The sequence below is a fragment of the Streptomyces sp. NPDC031274 genome, from assembly GCF_055570235.1.
Map to the genome: position 1 here is coordinate 25,553 of NZ_JBVIHP010000045.1, position 15,293 is coordinate 40,845.

Below are 15,293 nucleotides of genomic sequence, written 5' to 3' on the forward strand. Positions count from 1 at the left end.
GGCGCTTGTTTGTTCTGTCTTGCCCTGTTGGAGTGTTCTCTCCCAGTCCACCCAGAAACCGCCATGCCCCCCCCCCTCGTTGTGGGGCTCCCCCCCCTCGTCGTGTCATGCCGCCGAGCGTATCTCGCACAGGGGCGCACCTCTTGAGACGCCAGCGCCCGCAGCCACCGCGACCTTGTGCACCACACCCGTGCGGTGGGCCTTGATGGGCTGCTCCATCTTCATCGCCTCGATGACGAACAGGACGTCCCCCTCGGTGACCTCCGCGCCCTCGTCGGCGGCGATCTTGACCACAGTGCCGACCATGGGACTGGTCAGTGCTGCCGCCTCGGCCGCGGCGGTGACCGGCGCCGAACGGGGTCTGCGCTGCCCGCCGGCTCGCCCCCCGGCTTTGGCGGCAGGTGTCTGCCGGGTGGCCATCAGTGCCCCGGGCAGGGCCACTTCCAGCCGCCGCCCTGCCACCTCGACGGTGTAGGACAGGCGCTCGGGTGACTCGGCCGCCTCGTCCGGCTCCTGGCTCTGCCACGGATCGATGCGGATGACGGATTCCGACTCCAGCCACCGCGTGTGCACGGCGAAGCCGACTGTGGGGTCGACCGCCGTGAACTCCGCTGTGTTCAGGAGGGCTTGGGCCAGCGGGAGTGTGGTGGGGACACCCGCGACCTCGAACTCCGCGAGGGCGCGCCGGGCCCGGGCGAGGGCCTGGGGGCGGTCGGCGCCGGTGATGATGAGCTTGGCGAGCATGGAGTCGAAGGCCCCGTCGACGACAGCACCCTCCACGATGCCGGTGTCCACCCGTATGCCGGGGCCCGTGGGAATGAGCCAGCGGGTCACGGTGCCCGGTGTCGGCAGGAAGCCGCGGCCGACGTCCTCGCCGTTTATCCGGAACTCGATGCTGTGACCGCGGTGAGGGGGGTCGTCGTAGCCCAGCTCCTCGCCCGCCGCGAGGCGGAACTGCTCCTGCACCAGATCGATCCCGGTGATCTCCTCGGTGACCGGATGCTCCACCTGCAGACGGGTGTTGACCTCGAGGAAGGACAGGGTGCCGTCCTCGCCAAGGAGGAACTCGCAGGTACCGGCGCCCACATAGCCCGCCTCGGCGAGGACGGCCTTCGACGCGGCACGGAGCTCCTGTTCTTGAGCGGCCGTCAAGAAGGGTGCGGGCGCCTCCTCGACGAGCTTCTGGTGCCGCCGCTGCACCGAGCAGTCACGGGTCGACACCACCACCACGTGGCCCTGGCTGTCCGCCAGGCACTGCGTCTCCACGTGCCGGGCCCGGTCGAGGTATTTCTCGATGAAGCAGTCGCCCCGTCCGAAGGCGGCGGCCGCCTCGCGCGAGGCGGATTCGAGGAGTTCGGGAATCTCCTCCCGTGTGCGGGCCACCTTGAGGCCCCGTCCGCCGCCTCCGCCCACCGCCTTGATGGCCAGCGGAAGCCCGTGCCGGTCGGCGAAGTCGAGGACCTCGTCGGGACCGGACACCGGCCGGTCGGTGCCCGGAGCCAGCGGGGCGTTCACGCGGCGGGCGATCTCTCGGGCGGCGACCTTGTCACCGAGCCGCTCGATCGCTGAGGGGGGCGGGCCGATCCAGGTCAGTCCCGCGTCGAGCACGGCCCGCGCGAATACGGCGTCCTCGGAGAGGAAGCCGTAGCCCGGGTGGATGGCGTCCGCACCCGCCTCGGCCGCCCTGTCCAGTAGCTTTCCTGCGTCGAGATAGGTCTGCCCGGCCGTGCTGCCGTGCAGCGCGAACGCCTCGTCGGCGAGCCGGACGTGCGGGGCCTCCCTGTCCTGGTCCGCGTAGACCGCGACTGAGCGCAGCCCCGCGTCCCGGCAGGCGCGGATGACGCGCACCGCGATCTCGCCCCGGTTGGCTATGAGTACCTTCTGCATGCGATGAGCTCCTGTGATGGGGTGGCGCGACTCCGATTCAGACCAGACACATGCCGACGATCGCCGCGGCGAATCCCGCCAGGGCGATCCAGGTGCGGCCACGGTTGGAGCGCGCCCATCGAGTACGGGTCTCGGACCAGCCCTGCGGAAGTCCCTCCGCCACCCAGGTGTCGATGGACCGGTTTATTCGTACGTTCGACAGCTCGGAGACGAGCGCGACGCCGATCAGCCCGGCCTCGGCGGCGGCGAAGGCGATCTTTGCGTCCCACCCCGGTGCCAGCACGATCAGCACCAGGCCGATGCCGAGCGCGATTTTGTCGACGGTGGGCATGAGCGGGTCGAACCGGGGGTCCAGGGAGCGGTGGATCTGGACGTACCGATCGCCCGGCAGATCGGCCAGCATGGGCACCACCGCGATATGAACGGCGACGAGGACTCCCGCCAGAGCACCGCTCAGCAGGACGAGCAACGCGGCCAGGAGGTGGACGAGCATGAGGGATCGGCTCCTAGGTCGAGTCTTCGAATGACTTGAGTGGTGGATCACGACCAGGCGCAATGGCGCCGTGAACTTCCCTGTGTGGCAGGGGAGTTCGTCCACCCGCTGCTGCCTGAACAGCCAAGGGGCAGCAGCGGCTGGACGACTGGCCCGCCGGGGCGAGAGAGAGCCGTCCCGCTCCCGGGGCGTCAGTAGTCGAAATTCATCATCAGGCGGTACGTGCCCTTCTTGGCGAAGGTGCCGAAGAAGGCGCGCATGAACAGATCGCGCGCCCCGCACGCCACCCCGCTCTTCCATTTGCCGAGTTCACCGATGCGGTAGGCGCCGCGCACCATCGAGTCGACCCGTTCCCTGCGCAGTTCCTCGTACCGTGTCACGGCCCGGCCGAGGTCGGGCTCACGCGCGAGCAGCCCGGACAGGACGACTCCGTCCTCGATGGCTTGTCCGGCGCCCTGGCTGAGGTTCAGCGTCATGGCGTGTGCCGCGTCGCCGAGCAGTACGACCCGACCATGGCTCCACGCCCGGTCGCGCGTCGGCGGGCGGTCCGCGATGTCGATGGGCAGGATGGCGTCATTGCCGGTGGCCGCCAGGATCTGCGGGATGGGGTCCTGCCAGGACGCGTACGTTTCGCACATCACGTCCCGCTTGTTCTTTCGGAACATGTCGAAGGCGGTGCTCGCCTCGTCGGATGTGATGGCGTCCCAGTAGACCTCGTTCTCGTTGAGTCGGCAGTACAGGAAGCGCAGGCCGCCCTTGCCCCACAGGTTGAAGAACGTGCCGCTGGGCACGATGTCCTCGCCCGGCAGCTCGGCGATCGCCTGCCAGGCGGTGTAGCCGGCGTAACGGGGCGGCAGGTCATGGCCGTTGCGCAAGGTGCTGCGGACAGCGGAGCGCATGCCGTCCGCGCCGATCAGCACGTCGGCGCGCTCCACGGAGCCGTCGGCGAAATGGGCCGTGACCCCGTCGGCGTCCTGCTCGAACCCCGTGCAGTGCGACCCCATCACCACGCAGTCGCCGGCCTCCTCCAGGAGGAGGGAATTCAGATCGGACCGGCGCAGCGCCACGGCGGGCGCGCCGATCCGGGCGGCTTCGGGTCCGATCGCCCAGCGGGCCAGCGTACGGCCGTTCGCGGACCGGAACTCGTGGTGGAGGATCTCTGAGCTGACCTTGCTCACACGGTCGTCGAGACCCAACTTCTGCAGGGCGACGAAGGCGTTGTGCCAGAGCATGAAGCCGCCGCCGGTCAGCAGCCGGCTCGGTTCGGTCCGCCGCTCGAACACCTTGACATCGATTCCGGCCTGCCGCAGGCCGATCGCCGCGGTGAGTCCGCCGATTCCCGCGCCGATCACCACGGCTTTCTGGACGGGCATAGCTGTCCCCTCAACCGGCCGCGGGCGCGGAGCGCGGCGTCTCGTACGACTCCAGCGTGGCGCGGACCTCGTAGATGGAGCGCTGGAAGCTGTCGGCCCAGAACGGGTACATCGCGGCCGACTGGCGCATGTGCTCCGGGTCGTCCGCCCAGGCGCGGAACCGCTCCTCGTCCTCCCACTCGGCGATTAGGGAGTACTTCGTCGGGTCCGCGGCGTCGCGCAGCAGTGCGTCCCGTATGTGGCCGGGCGTGCCGCGGACCTTGCTGGTGACGTCGATGTAGGCCTTCTCGAAGTCCTCGAAGTCCTCGGGCTTGATGGTGGCAGCCATGATGACGCGGATGGTCATGTCAGGACCGTGCCTTTCGTCGGAGGTGCGGGGGCGGTGGGAGGGCTGACATGCGCGACGATCTCGAGGAGCGACTTGGTCGCCGACTCGCGCAGTTGGTCGAGGGTGGCGGACAACGTCTGCCGGTCCTCGCTGAGTTGATAGGCCTTGAGGCTCTCGCGTGAGGCCCAGTCGGCCGTGATCGTGTACTGCAGCGAGTCTTCGGGGGAGCGCAGCATGGTCTGGCCGAGGGAGCCGGGGTAGTCGCCGGCCACCTTGGCGGCATCCAGCCAGGTGCGCTCGAATGCCGCGGCGCAGCCCTCGCGCACCTTCATGTTGAGAACGGTACGGATCATGCGTGCTCCCAACCGCCCTGGCTGTGGCCGGTGAACGGCTGCCAGGTGGGGAGCGGCACCGGGCGTTCCGGCTCGTCGCTGATGCCGAGCCGTGCGGAGAGCTGTGCGGTGAGCAGGGCGAGCAGCGCGGCCGTCTCGTGCGCGTCGGGTGCCCCGCGCTCGATCCGTACCACGCCGGGGGTCTCGGTCACGCGTTCCACGAGTAGAACTCCTTCGCCATCGCATCGGCAGGACCCCGCCAGGTCAGCGGGTCGTACGCGGAGATGTGCGGCTTGAGCTTCTCGTTGACGTCCTGAAAGAGGTGGTGCCCGCGCACCTCCTCGATGCGACTGCCGAGCTGCCCGTCGGAGCCGATCAACTGGAAGTACAGGCCCTGGAACTGAAAGAGCCGGCGGTGCTTGACACCCACCAGGTGCGGGAGTTCGGTGGCGTCCGAATCGGACCAGACGTCGGCGACACGGCCGGCGTCCTCGGGCGCCATGCGCGCGACGATCAGGGTGTACTGCATGAGTGCTCCTTCCTCTGCCGTGAATCGGTCCACGACTGCTGTCAGCACATCCTGGTCGGAACGGATAAAGCGGCTATCAGGGCGGTGCAAACGGCCTGAGGCGGGGGCGCGGCTGCGGTCGAGAGGGGGGATCCGGGCGGAAAAATAGTTAGTGTGCTGGCTAATCTTTTGCGCTAATCTGACACGGGGCTGCCGTCGTGTTCCCCCGCCGACGGCAGCCCCCTCATGCCCGTCCCTGCCAGGAAGGCGTCAGCATGATCAGTCGAAGATCATTCGTGAGCGGCGTGGGGGGTGGTGCGCTCGCGTTCTCCGCGGGTTCGCTCGGCTCCGTGCCGGGCCGGGCCTCGGCGCGTGCGCCCCGAACGGCACACTGGGAACGGCTGCGCACTCATCTGACGGGACGGCTCGTCCTTCCCGCCGACCGTGAGTATCCGGTCGCGAAACAGCTCAGCAGCGGCGAGTTCGATGCGATGGCACCGGCGGCCATCGCCTACTGCGAGAGCGCCGCAGACGTGGCCCTGTGCCTGGTCTTCGCCCAGGACGAGCAGGTGCCGATCGCCGCCCGCAGCGGCGGCCACAGCGCCGCCGGATACTCCACCACCACCGGTCTCGTGATCGATGTGTCGCGGCTCAACTCCCTCTCGGTGAAGGAAAAGTACGTCGTCATGGGAGCCGGGACCCAGCTGGTGGACGCGACCGCCGGGCTTGCTCCGCACGGCCTTGCCGTGTCGGGTGGCTTCTGTCCCACGGTCGCTCTCGGCGGTTTCCTCCAGGGCGGCGGCACAGGCCTGCTCACCCGGTCCGCCGGTATCTCCAGCGACACAGTGCGGGCCGCGCGTGTGGTGCTCGCCGACGGGCGGACCGTACGTGCCTCGCCCGAGCGGCACAGCGACCTGTACTGGGCGCTGCGCGGGGGCGGCGGTGGCAACTTCGGCATCGTCACCGCGTACGAGATCGCCCCGACGCGGATCCGGGAACTCTCCAGTGCCACCTTGGTGTGGGGGTTCGACGCAGCCGTCGACGTGCTTGACGCCTGGGCGCACTGGATCGGTGACGCGCCGCGTGCACTCGGCGGCTCCGCGGTCGTCGCGCTGCCCGACGCGTCCCCGGGCACCGCCCCCGTCGTCTCCGTCCTGCTGAGCTCGACGGGCGGAGCGGAGTTGCTCGACGCCGAGGTGGACCGGCTGATATCCGCCGTCGGCACGGCGCCCGCCACGCGGCAGAGTGCCACGGCGCCGTATCTCACCGCGATGAAGAACCTTTACGGCTGCGGTGACTACACCGTGCCGCAGTGCCATCGCGCCGGCTCGGGACCCGAGGCGAAGCTACCGAGGGCCGCCTTCGCCAGCGAGCGCAGCCGGCTCTTCGACCGGCCGCCGACGCGCGGCATGTGGGAGGAGGCGGTCGGCTGTTTCGAAGCTGTGCGTGTTCCCGGCCAGCGCCACCTGCTGCAAGTCGGCGCGCTGGGCGGGGCGGTCGGCGATCTGGCGCGCGGCGCCACCGCCTATGTGCACCGTGACGCCGTGTTCAGCGCGAGCTTCCTCGGGGTGATCGGGGCCGGCCCGGCGGACGCCTCTGACAAGGACGCCGCGAGACAGTGGACCGACACGGGCTTCGGCGTCCTGGACCCGCACTCCAACGGTGAGACGTACCAGAACTTCATCGACCCCCGGCTGCGGAACTGGCGCGCCGCCTACTACGCGGAGAACTACGACCGGCTCGTCGCGGTCAAGCGTGTGTACGACCCCCACCGGTTGTTCCGTTTCGAGCAGAGCGTCGGCTGAGCAAAGAAGCACCGGCTGAGCAAAGGGCCTCCCTGCCGAAGGGAGGCCCTTTCGTTCATCCGGCGCTCGGCGTCACACGGCGGCGAGCCGGGCGCGCTCCTGGACGCGTCCGCGTATCAAGGCCAGCTGGAGTGCGGAGTTGGTGCTGATGCGGGCCGTCATCGCGGCGGTGTCCACCGGGGCCTGGGCCTTCATCCGGAAGTCCTGGACCCAGCGCATCTCGGTGCCGCCCTCGACCTCGCGGTAGGTCCAGGCGATGTTCATGAACTCGAACGGCCCCCTCTCCACGCGGTGTGCGTGCACCGTGCCGGCCTCCCGGTCCATGGTCCGCTCCGAGACCCAGCTCCACACCGTGCCGTTCTCGTCGGGATGCATGCTGAGCCGGAAGGTGACCGTGTCGCCGGAGGTCTTCAGGATCTCGGCCTGTGCGTACTCGCTGAAAAGACCGGGCCAGGCGGCGACGTCGTTCGTCTGCCGCCACACCTCGTCGTACGAGGCGTCGATGACGATGCTCTGCTCGGTGTGGCCCTCTTGCAGGAGTCCCTCGTCCACCATGCGCCGGTTGATGCCGAGCAGGAGCTCGAACGGGGACTTGGTGCCGTCGGCACCGCTGTCCGGGCCCAGGCCGAGGCGCAGCTCCAGCTCGGAGACGACGCCCAGGCCGCCCAGCGAGTCGACGCCGAGTGCCTCGAAGGCGACGGAGGGGTCGAGCAGATCCTCGGCGGCGATGCCCGCGCCGGAGGCGCGGTTGATCAGCTCGGCGTACTCGTCAAGGGTGATCACGGAGGTGGTCACGTCGGTGCCTTCCTTCTCTGAATTGCTCATCTGGGTCGGTGCTGAATGACGGCCGTCGAATCCACGAAAGCTAAAGGGACTTGATGACGACGGCCGCGTTGAAGCCTTCGAATCCGCGGGCCAGTACCAGCGCGGTGCGCACCGGCGCCTCGCGCGTCTCGCGGACGATGTCCAGGCCGATGCCGGGGGCGAGTGTGGTCAGGCCCGGGGTGCCCGGGACGACGGAGTCACGGATCGACAGCAGCGCCATCGCCACATCGAGCGGAGCACCGCCCGCGTGCAACCGGCCGACCAGGCACTTGGGGACGGTCACCGGCACACCGCACTCACCGAACACGGCGCTGATCGCCTCCGCCTCGGCACGGTCGGCCGCAGGCACCCCGAGCCCGTCGGCGAAGACCACGTCGACCTCGGACGGGGCGACCCGCGCGTCGGCGAGCGCCTGCACGATCGCACGGCGCAGACCGGGCTCCCGGCCGGAACCGGGGCGCGGGTCGAAGGTCGCCGAGTAGCCGGCGAGCACTCCGTATCCCTGCTCGGCGCCGCGCCCCTGCCAGGTGTCCTCGGGCTCGACGATGAAGATCGCCCCGCCCTCCCCGGCCACGTACCCGTCGGCCTCGGTGTCGAAGGGCCGGTAGGCGCCCGCGTCCCGGCTGGCCGTCATGAGGTGGGCGGAGGTGTGGCAGGCCAAGGCGTAGGGGCCGAGCGGCGCGTCGGTCCCGCCGCTCACCACCACCGAGGCGTCCTCGTGCAGGGCCCGGCGGGCCTGGCCCAGCGCATCGAGGCCACCGGCCTGCTCGCCGACCAGAACACCGCAGGCGCCCTTCATGCCGTGCCGGATGGAGATCTGACCGGTGGTTGCCGCATAGAACCAGGCGATGGACTGGTAGGGGCCGACGAAGCGCGAGCCTTTGTCCCACAGCTTCTGGATTTCCCGCTGCCCGAACTCGTTGCCGCCCGACGAGGTCGCGGTGATCACCGACATGTCGTACTCGCCGAGCTGCCGAGGGTCGATGCCCGCGTCCTCCAGCGCACGCCCGGCGGCCACCAGGCCGAACTGCGTCCACCGGTCCGTCTGCACCATGATCCGGCCGTCGACCACATCACGCGGGACGAAGTCGTCGACTTCTCCGGCCACATGGACCGGGTAGCCGGACACGTCGAAGGACTGCACAGGGCCGATTCCGCTGACGCCGTTGAGTGTCGCGTCCCAGAACTCCTTGGTGGTGGAGCCGTTGGGGGCGATTACTGACACACCACTGAACACGGTGCGACGGTTGTTGGTCATCGCGTCACTTCCCGCTTCCCCGACCGGGCCTGGCCAGCAGCATCGCCGACTGGAAGCCGCCGAATCCGCTGCCCACGCTCAGCACGATGTCGTTGACGTTCTTGCGAGCGGTCAGCGGCACGTAGTCGAGGTCGAGTGCCGGGTCCTGCTCGTGCAGATTGGCGGTGGGCGGCACCATGTCGTGCTCGATCGCCAGCGCGCAGGCGGCGACCTCCAGCGCGCCGATGGCACCCAACGAATGTCCGATCATCGACTTGATGGAGCTGATCGGGACGCCGTAAGCCGCCTCGCCCATGGACTTCTTCAACGCGGCCGTCTCGTGGCGGTCGTTCTGGGCCGTGCCCGAACCGTGCGCGTTGACGTAACTGATCATGTCGGGCGTGATGCCGGCCCTGCGCATGGCGACGTCGATGGCTTCGGCCATGTCGAGCCCGTCCGGCTTGAGACCGGTCATGTGGTACGCGTTGCTGCGCTGGGCGAACCCGATGATGTCGGCATAGGCGTGGGCGCCCCGGCGGGCCGCGTGCTCACGGCTCTCCAGGACGAGGACGGCCGAGCCCTCGCCGAGCACGAATCCGTCGCGCTCCTTGTGGAAGGGCCGCGAGGCGTGGGCGGCGTCGCCGTTGTTGCGTGACGTGGCGCCGATCGCGTCGAAACAGGCCACGGTGATCGGCGAGATCGGCGCGTCGGTCGCGCCGGCGATCACCACATCCGCTGAGCCCTCCGAGATGAGCTGGACGCCGTGCGCCACCGCGTCCAGGCCGGAGGTGCAGCCGGTGGACACGACCGTCGATGGTCCCTCGGCGCCCGCTGCCCACGCGACTTCCACGGCGAGCGTGCTGGGGATCAGCGCGCGGTACAGGTGATCGGTGGCCAGCTCGGGGGAGACCTCCCAGTTCTTGCCGCCGTCGCTGACCACCACGTACTCGTCCTCGAGCCGGGTGGTGCAGCCGACCGCGCTGCCGATGCTGACGCCCATGCGTTCCGGGTCGGCCTGCTCCGGCACGAGACCGGCGTTCGCGAGCGCCTCATGCGTGGCCACGACCGCGAACTGGGCCGCCCGGTCCATGCGTTCGATCTCGTGCGGAGTCAGACCCGATGCCGCGGCGTCGAAGTCGACCTCTGCCGCGATCCGGGACTGGAACCCGGTGGGGTCGAACAGCGTGATGCCCCGCGTCGCGGTGCGGCCCGCCGTGAGCAGATCCCAGTAGGCCTCCCGGCCGACGGCGCCGGGGGCCACCACCCCGATGCCGGTGACGAGCGCTCCCCACTCGCTCATCGAGGCTCTCCGGCGGGGGTGAACTCCGGGTGGGGCACTGCTTCGGTGTCCACGTGCCCGAGGTCGGGCCGGGGTGCCAACGGGCCGAGCTGGTAGATGAGTTCCACCGCCTCGCCGCCGCGATTCTCCAGACGGTGGCGGACGTCGATCGGGACCAGGATGCCCTCCTGACCGCCGATCTCGATCTCCTCGCCGTCGAGCCGGACGACGACCCGTCCGGAGAGCACGTAGATGAACTCCTCGGAGTACGGGTGGAAGTGCTCGCTGATGAACTCGCCGGGCTCCAGCCGGGCGTGACCCATGAAACCACTGGTGGCGCCGGTGTTGCCGGGGCCGAGCAGCGTGCGCAGTGTGCCGCCACGGTGCCGGTTGACGGGCACCTCGTCCAAGGTGACCTTGCGGAAGGCGGGACGCGGGGCGCCGGTGATCTCGTGACGCATGAAAGGTGTCTCCTCTGGGTGTCGGGGGCCGGTCACAGCGGTGAGTTGCCGTGCTTGCGTCGGGGCAGGTCGACGCGTTTCGAGCGGAGCATCTGCAGCCCCTCGTAGATCGCAGACCGGGTTTCGCGTGGATCGATGACGTCGTCGACGAGCCCGCGCTCGGCCCCGTAGTAGGGGTGCATCAGGGTGCGCTGGTACTCCTCGACCAGCCGCTCCCTGGCCTGCCCCGGGTCATCGGCCGCGAGGATGGCGCGTCGGTGGATCACGTTGGTCGCCGCCTCCGCACCCATCACGGCCACCTCGTTGGAGGGCCAGGCATAGGACAGGTCGGTGCCGATGGAACGCGAGTCCATGACGATGTAGGCGCCGCCGTACGCCTTGCGCATCAGCACCTGGATGCGGGGCACCGTCGCCTCGCAGTACGCGTACAGGAGCTTGGCACCGTTGCGGATGATCGCGTTGTGCTCCTGGTCGACGCCCGGCAGGAAGCCAGGCACGTCCACGAGTGTCACCAACGGAATGTTGAACGAGTCGCAGAATCGGATGAACCGGGCCGCCTTCTGCGACGCCTCGATGTCAAGGACGCCCGCGAGGACCAACGGCTGGTTGGCGATCACGCCGATGACCTGGCCGCCGATCCGGGCCAGACCGATGACGATGTTGCCGGCCCAGGCCTCCTGCAGTTCGAGGAACTCGCCGTGGTCGACGATCTCCTCGATCACGAGCCGCACGTCGTACGGCTGGTTGGGGGAGGGCGGCACGATGTCGACCAGGCCGTCACAGGACCGGTCCACCGGGTCATCGCTCTCCTCCTGCGGAGGGAACTCGCGGTTGTTCTGCGGCAGGAACGACATGAGCCAGCGCAGCGCCTCGAACGCGTCGTCCTCATCGGCGTGAACGGATGTCGCCTGCCCGGACTTGGCGTGCACGTCCGCACCGCCGAGCCCTTCGAAGTCGATCTCCTCTCCGGTGACGGCCTTGATCACATCGGGGCCCGTCACATACATGCTGGCCGTCTCGCGCACCATCAGGACGAAGTCGGTGAGTGCGGGCGAGTAGGCCGCGCCGCCCGCACACGGCCCGAGCATCACGCTGATCTGCGGAATCACACCCGATGACCGGACATTGCGCCGGAAGATGCCGCCGTAGCCTGCGAGGGCCATGACGCCCTCCTGGATCCGGGCTCCGGCACCGTCGTTGAGCCCGATCAGTGGCGCGCCCGCGCTCTCCGCGAGGTCCATCACCTTGTGGATCTTGGCAGCATGAGCCTCGCCCAGGGAGCCGCCGAAGATACCGAAGTCATGGGCGTAGACGAAGACCTTGCGGCCCTCGATCGTGCCCCATCCGGTGATCACGCCGTCGGTGTACGGGCGCTTGGCGTCCATGCCGAAGTCCGTCGCGCGGTGCCTGCGCAACATCTCAAGCTCGTGGAACGAGTCCGGGTCGAGCAGCCGCCCGATGCGCTCCCGGGCGGTCAACTTGCCCAGACGGTGCTGGCGCACCGCGGACTCCTTGTCGAGTCCCTCCACCACTTGCTGCCTGATGACGCCGAGTTCCGTGGCACGGTCGGCCAGGCCCTCGGCCGGCAGCCCGGCCGGAATGTTCCGCTGTTCTGCTTGTCCTGCGCCTGCTTCCTTCACGGCCGTGCCACGCCGCTCGGTGTCCGACACGCCACTCACGCTCCTCCCGCTGACACGTTCGACCGATCCCGGCCACGGTCGGCCGGTCCTCGGTCGGAGTCTGCGGCGGCCCGGAAAAATTCTTGTGAGGCGGAGGCAAAGCCGAACGGTTCCGCCGCTGATTATCAGGGCTTTATCGAAAGCCTTATGAGGGCTCCGATACTCGTCGTCGTCGCAATCGAATGGCCCTGACGGAAGGGACGGACCATGACGGCTACACGTGGGCACGTCGTCCAGCTGGACGACGTCAAGCCCATCAAATGGGCGGGTGAGCAGGGGCGCTGGCTCCTGCGTGGCGAGGACACCGGCGGCCTCTATTCATTCTTCGAGGTGACCTCTCCCCCTGGTGGGGGCCCGCCGCTGCACATTCACGAGGACGTCGACGAGTCCTTCTACGTCATCGAGGGCGAATACGAGATCGAGCTCGACGGCGAAAAGCACAAAGCGACACCCGGAAGCCTCGTGTACGGTCCGCGCGGTGTAGGCCATGCCTTTGTCAACACCTGGCACAAGCCGAGCAAGATGCTCTGCATCGCCACGCCCGGCGGGGTGGAGAGCTGGTTCGAGGAGCTCGGCCAGCTGATCGACGGGCAGGGGCCGCCGGACTGGGACAGGATGCAGGCCCTGGCCACGAAGCACCACGTCATCGGCTTTCGTCCGCAGCGGGGTCCGCTCGCGGCCGGTGGTCCCGGTGGTCCCGGTGGTCCGGGCGGCCGTCCCGGCGGCCCCGGTGGTCCAGGCGGTCCTCCCGGTGGTCCGGGCGGTCCCGGCCATGCCGGTCCGCCCGCGGGAAGGGCGTAGGACATGGCCCAGGACTCGGCCACGATCCTTGCTGAGACAGCCGCAGGTGTCTCGGTCATCCTCGTCGCCGGCTCGGTGCTCGTGCCGCTGTTGCGGAGGCTGCGACAACCCCCGGTGATCGCGGAGATCCTCGCGGGCATCGCACTCGGGCCGAGTCTCCTGGGCCTGTTCCCGGGGAACCTGCCGGACCACTTCTTCCCGCCTGAGACGCGGTCCGGACTCGCCGCCCTCGCCCATATCGGCATCCTGCTGTTCATGTTCCTGATCGGCTGGGAGATCGATCTGCGGCAGGTCAAGGCCCGCAAGAACGCGGTGCTCGGCATCTCCCTCTCGGCGATCGTGGTGCCGTTCGGCACCGGTGCTCTGCTCGCCGCCTGGCTGTACGGCCAGCACGACCAGGTCGACGGTCGGCACATCGGGCAGACGCCGTTCGTACTGTTCGTGGGGACGGCGATGGCCATCACCGCCTTCCCCGTGCTGGCCCGGATCATCCTGGAGCACCGTCTGCAGCACACCCGGGTGGGCATCCTCGCCCTGGCCAGCGCCGCTGTCGGGGACGCCCTAGCCTGGTGCATGCTCGCCTTCGTCTCGGTGGTGGCGGTGTCCGCAGGATCGGGCCACGTCTACACGGTCATCGGCGGAACCGCCCTGTACACCGTCGCGCTCGCCGGTGTCGTACGCCCCTTGCTGCGCCGTCTGGTGACGGCGATGACCCGCAACGACGTCGTGTCGCCGGGGCTGCTGCCCGTCATCGCGGCGGGCGCCCTCGGCTCTGCCTTCTTCACCCACTGGATCGGTCTCGACGCGATCTTCGGCGCGTTCACGTTCGGTCTGATCATGCCGCGCTCGTCGCTGACGTTGCTGAAATCCTCGGTGAGCGTCCCCTTCGAGCACATCACGACGCTGCTCATGCCGATCTTCTTCATCACCACCGGACTCTCCGTGGACATCACGCAGTTGGGCGGCGCCGGAGCCCTGGAACTGGTCGCCGTCATCCTGGTCGCCTGCTTCGGCAAGCTGGCCGGAGCGACCGGGGCGGCGCTCGTCGCGGGCTTGCCCTTGAAGGAAGCGACAGCCATCGGTGTCCTGATGAACACCCGGGGCCTGACCGAACTGATCATCCTGAACGCCGGGGTGAGCATGGGCGTTCTGGACAACCGGATGTTCACGATGATGGTGCTGATGGCCCTGATCACCACGGCCCTGGCCGGTCCGCTCGTACCGCGAAAGTCCTACGCGCGAGGCCCGGCCCAACTGCCCCTCTCAGAGACGGCGTTGCCCCGCACACCGTGACCTCGGTGGTTCCCTGCCGAGTTGCCCCTGTACCTCAGGCCCGCTGGAGACCCAGATGTCCTATCTGTACAAGAGTGCCTTCGTGACCGGAGCATCCAGTGGTATCGGCGCGGAGTTCGCCGAGCAACTGGCACGGTCCGGCGCCGACGTGACCCTCGTCGCCCGCCGGGAGGCCAGGCTCAAGCACCTCGCTGTCAAGCTGTCCGACGCCTACGACGTCCGGGTCGATGTCCTCGCGCTCGACCTCGGCGACGAGACGGACCTGGAGACCGCGGCCGCGCGGGTCGGCGAGCCCGGCGACCGGGCGGTCGACCTGCTAGTCAACTGCGCCGGCTACGGCTCGACCGGATACTTCCGGGAGCTGTCCCGTCAGCGCGAGGCCCACCAGATCAGGGTCAACCTGATGGCTCCGGTGGCCCTCAGCCATGCGGCGCTCGGGCAGATGACCGAGCGCAGGCACGGCGGCATCCTGAACATCTCGTCCATCGTCGCGGGCCTGCCGATGCCGAAGTCCGCTGTGTACGGGGCGTCCAAGGCGTTCCTCGGCTCCTTCGGCGAGAGTCTGTACATGGAGGCGCGCAGCAGCGGGGTGCACGTCACCACGGTGCGGACCGGACTGGTCCGCACCGAGTTCCACGAGGCCGCGGGGCTCGACACCGCTGGGCTGCCCAAGATCGCCTGGCTGCGACCCGAGCAGATCGTGGAACCGGCTCTGAAGGCAGTGGCGAAGGGGCGCGCGTTCGTCACGCCCGGCGCCATGAACCGGATGCAGCCGTTCTTCCTGGGCGCGACTCCGCGCCCCGCACTGCAAGCGATGGTGCGCCGCATGTACCGGGTGTGATCACAGCACAGAGCCGCTGCGGCACGTCCCGTTCACGGAGTGCGGGGGATGGAGTCGGGGGGGGGGGGGGGGGGGGGGGGGGGGGGGGGGGGGGGGGGGGGGGGGGGGGGGGGGGGGGGGGGGGGGGGGGGGGGGGGGGGGGGGGGGGGGG

Annotated in this window: 16 protein-coding genes; 4 read left to right on the forward strand and 12 right to left on the reverse strand. The window is 69.2% G+C overall.

All coding sequences use genetic code 11. The features are described from left to right. Window positions 1-105: 105 nt before the first annotated feature. From ACZ5CR_RS41760 to ACZ5CR_RS41790, 7 genes are all read right to left on the reverse strand, one after another. Window positions 106-1,887 carry an acetyl/propionyl/methylcrotonyl-CoA carboxylase subunit alpha gene (locus tag ACZ5CR_RS41760; RefSeq protein ID WP_468867853.1) on the reverse strand — a complete coding sequence of 594 codons (1,782 nt, stop codon included), beginning with the start codon at window positions 1,885-1,887 and terminating at the stop codon, window positions 106-108. Window positions 1,888-1,924: 37 nt separating this feature from the next. After that, entirely contained in the window at window positions 1,925-2,380 is a 456-nt protein-coding gene (locus tag ACZ5CR_RS41765; protein WP_468867857.1) for an anthrone oxygenase family protein, read from the reverse strand. Window positions 2,381-2,571: 191 nt separating this feature from the next. Beyond that, window positions 2,572-3,753: an FAD-dependent monooxygenase gene (locus ACZ5CR_RS41770; protein WP_468867859.1), complete on the reverse strand. Its 1,182-nt coding sequence runs from the start codon at window positions 3,751-3,753 to the stop codon at window positions 2,572-2,574. A 10-nt stretch (window positions 3,754-3,763) separates the two neighbouring features. Then, on the reverse strand, window positions 3,764-4,099 hold the full coding sequence (locus ACZ5CR_RS41775; RefSeq protein WP_468867864.1) for an antibiotic biosynthesis monooxygenase family protein: 336 nt from the start codon (window positions 4,097-4,099) through the stop codon (window positions 3,764-3,766). Continuing rightward, window positions 4,096-4,434, reverse strand: coding sequence for an antibiotic biosynthesis monooxygenase family protein (locus ACZ5CR_RS41780; RefSeq protein ID WP_468867868.1), 339 nt, complete (start codon window positions 4,432-4,434; stop codon window positions 4,096-4,098). Before ACZ5CR_RS41780 ends, ACZ5CR_RS41775 begins: the two co-directional genes overlap by 4 nt. Beyond that, complete coding sequence (locus tag ACZ5CR_RS41785; protein ID WP_468867872.1) at window positions 4,431-4,634, reverse strand: acyl-CoA carboxylase epsilon subunit; 204 nt, start codon at window positions 4,632-4,634, stop codon at window positions 4,431-4,433. The genes ACZ5CR_RS41780 and ACZ5CR_RS41785 overlap by 4 nt, the downstream gene beginning before the upstream one ends. Beyond that, window positions 4,622-4,942, reverse strand: a complete 321-nt coding sequence (locus ACZ5CR_RS41790) for a TcmI family type II polyketide cyclase (protein WP_468867875.1) — start codon at window positions 4,940-4,942, stop codon at window positions 4,622-4,624. Before ACZ5CR_RS41790 ends, ACZ5CR_RS41785 begins: the two co-directional genes overlap by 13 nt. A gap of 275 nt (window positions 4,943-5,217) precedes the next feature. Here ACZ5CR_RS41790 and ACZ5CR_RS41795 point away from each other — a divergent pair, with 275 nt between their 5' ends. Beyond that, the gene (locus ACZ5CR_RS41795; protein WP_468867878.1) at window positions 5,218-6,726 is read left to right on the forward strand and encodes an FAD-binding oxidoreductase; all 1,509 of its coding nucleotides are present in this window, start codon (window positions 5,218-5,220) and stop codon (window positions 6,724-6,726) included. A 72-nt stretch (window positions 6,727-6,798) separates the two neighbouring features. Here the strand turns inward: ACZ5CR_RS41795 and ACZ5CR_RS41800 are convergent, their stop codons facing one another. From ACZ5CR_RS41800 to ACZ5CR_RS41820, 5 genes are all read right to left on the reverse strand, one after another. Beyond that, window positions 6,799-7,281 (reverse strand): SRPBCC family protein, encoded by a 483-nt coding sequence (locus ACZ5CR_RS41800; protein ID WP_468867903.1) that lies wholly within the window; start codon window positions 7,279-7,281, stop codon window positions 6,799-6,801. A gap of 310 nt (window positions 7,282-7,591) precedes the next feature. After that, window positions 7,592-8,809 (reverse strand): ketosynthase chain-length factor, encoded by a 1,218-nt coding sequence (locus ACZ5CR_RS41805; RefSeq protein ID WP_468867880.1) that lies wholly within the window; start codon window positions 8,807-8,809, stop codon window positions 7,592-7,594. Window positions 8,810-8,813: 4 nt separating this feature from the next. Then, entirely contained in the window at window positions 8,814-10,088 is a 1,275-nt protein-coding gene (locus ACZ5CR_RS41810) for a beta-ketoacyl-[acyl-carrier-protein] synthase family protein (RefSeq protein ID WP_468867884.1), read from the reverse strand. Further along, window positions 10,085-10,528: a cupin domain-containing protein gene (locus tag ACZ5CR_RS41815; protein ID WP_468867888.1), complete on the reverse strand. Its 444-nt coding sequence runs from the start codon at window positions 10,526-10,528 to the stop codon at window positions 10,085-10,087. The genes ACZ5CR_RS41810 and ACZ5CR_RS41815 overlap by 4 nt, the downstream gene beginning before the upstream one ends. Window positions 10,529-10,560: 32 nt before the next feature. Beyond that, complete coding sequence (locus tag ACZ5CR_RS41820) at window positions 10,561-12,129, reverse strand: acyl-CoA carboxylase subunit beta (RefSeq protein WP_468867905.1); 1,569 nt, start codon at window positions 12,127-12,129, stop codon at window positions 10,561-10,563. A 285-nt stretch (window positions 12,130-12,414) separates the two neighbouring features. Here ACZ5CR_RS41820 and ACZ5CR_RS41825 point away from each other — a divergent pair, with 285 nt between their 5' ends. From ACZ5CR_RS41825 to ACZ5CR_RS41835, 3 genes are read left to right on the forward strand one after another with little or no spacing between them, the layout of a single operon-like run. Beyond that, window positions 12,415-13,008, forward strand: coding sequence for a cupin domain-containing protein (locus ACZ5CR_RS41825; protein WP_468867890.1), 594 nt, complete (start codon window positions 12,415-12,417; stop codon window positions 13,006-13,008). A 3-nt stretch (window positions 13,009-13,011) separates the two neighbouring features. Then, window positions 13,012-14,301, forward strand: a complete 1,290-nt coding sequence (locus ACZ5CR_RS41830; protein ID WP_468867894.1) for a cation:proton antiporter domain-containing protein — start codon at window positions 13,012-13,014, stop codon at window positions 14,299-14,301. A 55-nt stretch (window positions 14,302-14,356) separates the two neighbouring features. Further along, on the forward strand, window positions 14,357-15,142 hold the full coding sequence (locus ACZ5CR_RS41835; protein ID WP_468867898.1) for an SDR family NAD(P)-dependent oxidoreductase: 786 nt from the start codon (window positions 14,357-14,359) through the stop codon (window positions 15,140-15,142). The last annotated feature ends 151 nt before the right edge of the window (window positions 15,143-15,293 follow it).

Bases quoted from the DNA above. Each gene is read 5' to 3' on its own strand.
- ACZ5CR_RS41760 (WP_468867853.1), bottom strand. From the start codon at position 1,887: ATGCAGAAGGTACTCATAGCCAACCGGGGCGAGATCGCGGTGCGCGTC.
- ACZ5CR_RS41765 (WP_468867857.1), bottom strand. From the start codon at position 2,380: ATGCTCGTCCACCTCCTGGCCGCGTTGCTCGTCCTGCTGAGCGGTGCT.
- ACZ5CR_RS41770 (WP_468867859.1), bottom strand. From the start codon at position 3,753: ATGCCCGTCCAGAAAGCCGTGGTGATCGGCGCGGGAATCGGCGGACTC.
- ACZ5CR_RS41775 (WP_468867864.1), bottom strand. From the start codon at position 4,099: ATGACCATCCGCGTCATCATGGCTGCCACCATCAAGCCCGAGGACTTC.
- ACZ5CR_RS41780 (WP_468867868.1), bottom strand. From the start codon at position 4,434: ATGATCCGTACCGTTCTCAACATGAAGGTGCGCGAGGGCTGCGCCGCG.
- ACZ5CR_RS41790 (WP_468867875.1), bottom strand. From the start codon at position 4,942: ATGCAGTACACCCTGATCGTCGCGCGCATGGCGCCCGAGGACGCCGGC.
- ACZ5CR_RS41800 (WP_468867903.1), bottom strand. From the start codon at position 7,281: ATGGTGGACGAGGGACTCCTGCAAGAGGGCCACACCGAGCAGAGCATC.
- ACZ5CR_RS41805 (WP_468867880.1), bottom strand. From the start codon at position 8,809: ATGACCAACAACCGTCGCACCGTGTTCAGTGGTGTGTCAGTAATCGCC.
- ACZ5CR_RS41810 (WP_468867884.1), bottom strand. From the start codon at position 10,088: ATGAGCGAGTGGGGAGCGCTCGTCACCGGCATCGGGGTGGTGGCCCCC.
- ACZ5CR_RS41815 (WP_468867888.1), bottom strand. From the start codon at position 10,528: ATGCGTCACGAGATCACCGGCGCCCCGCGTCCCGCCTTCCGCAAGGTC.
- ACZ5CR_RS41825 (WP_468867890.1), top strand. From the start codon at position 12,415: ATGACGGCTACACGTGGGCACGTCGTCCAGCTGGACGACGTCAAGCCC.
- ACZ5CR_RS41830 (WP_468867894.1), top strand. From the start codon at position 13,012: ATGGCCCAGGACTCGGCCACGATCCTTGCTGAGACAGCCGCAGGTGTC.
- ACZ5CR_RS41835 (WP_468867898.1), top strand. From the start codon at position 14,357: ATGTCCTATCTGTACAAGAGTGCCTTCGTGACCGGAGCATCCAGTGGT.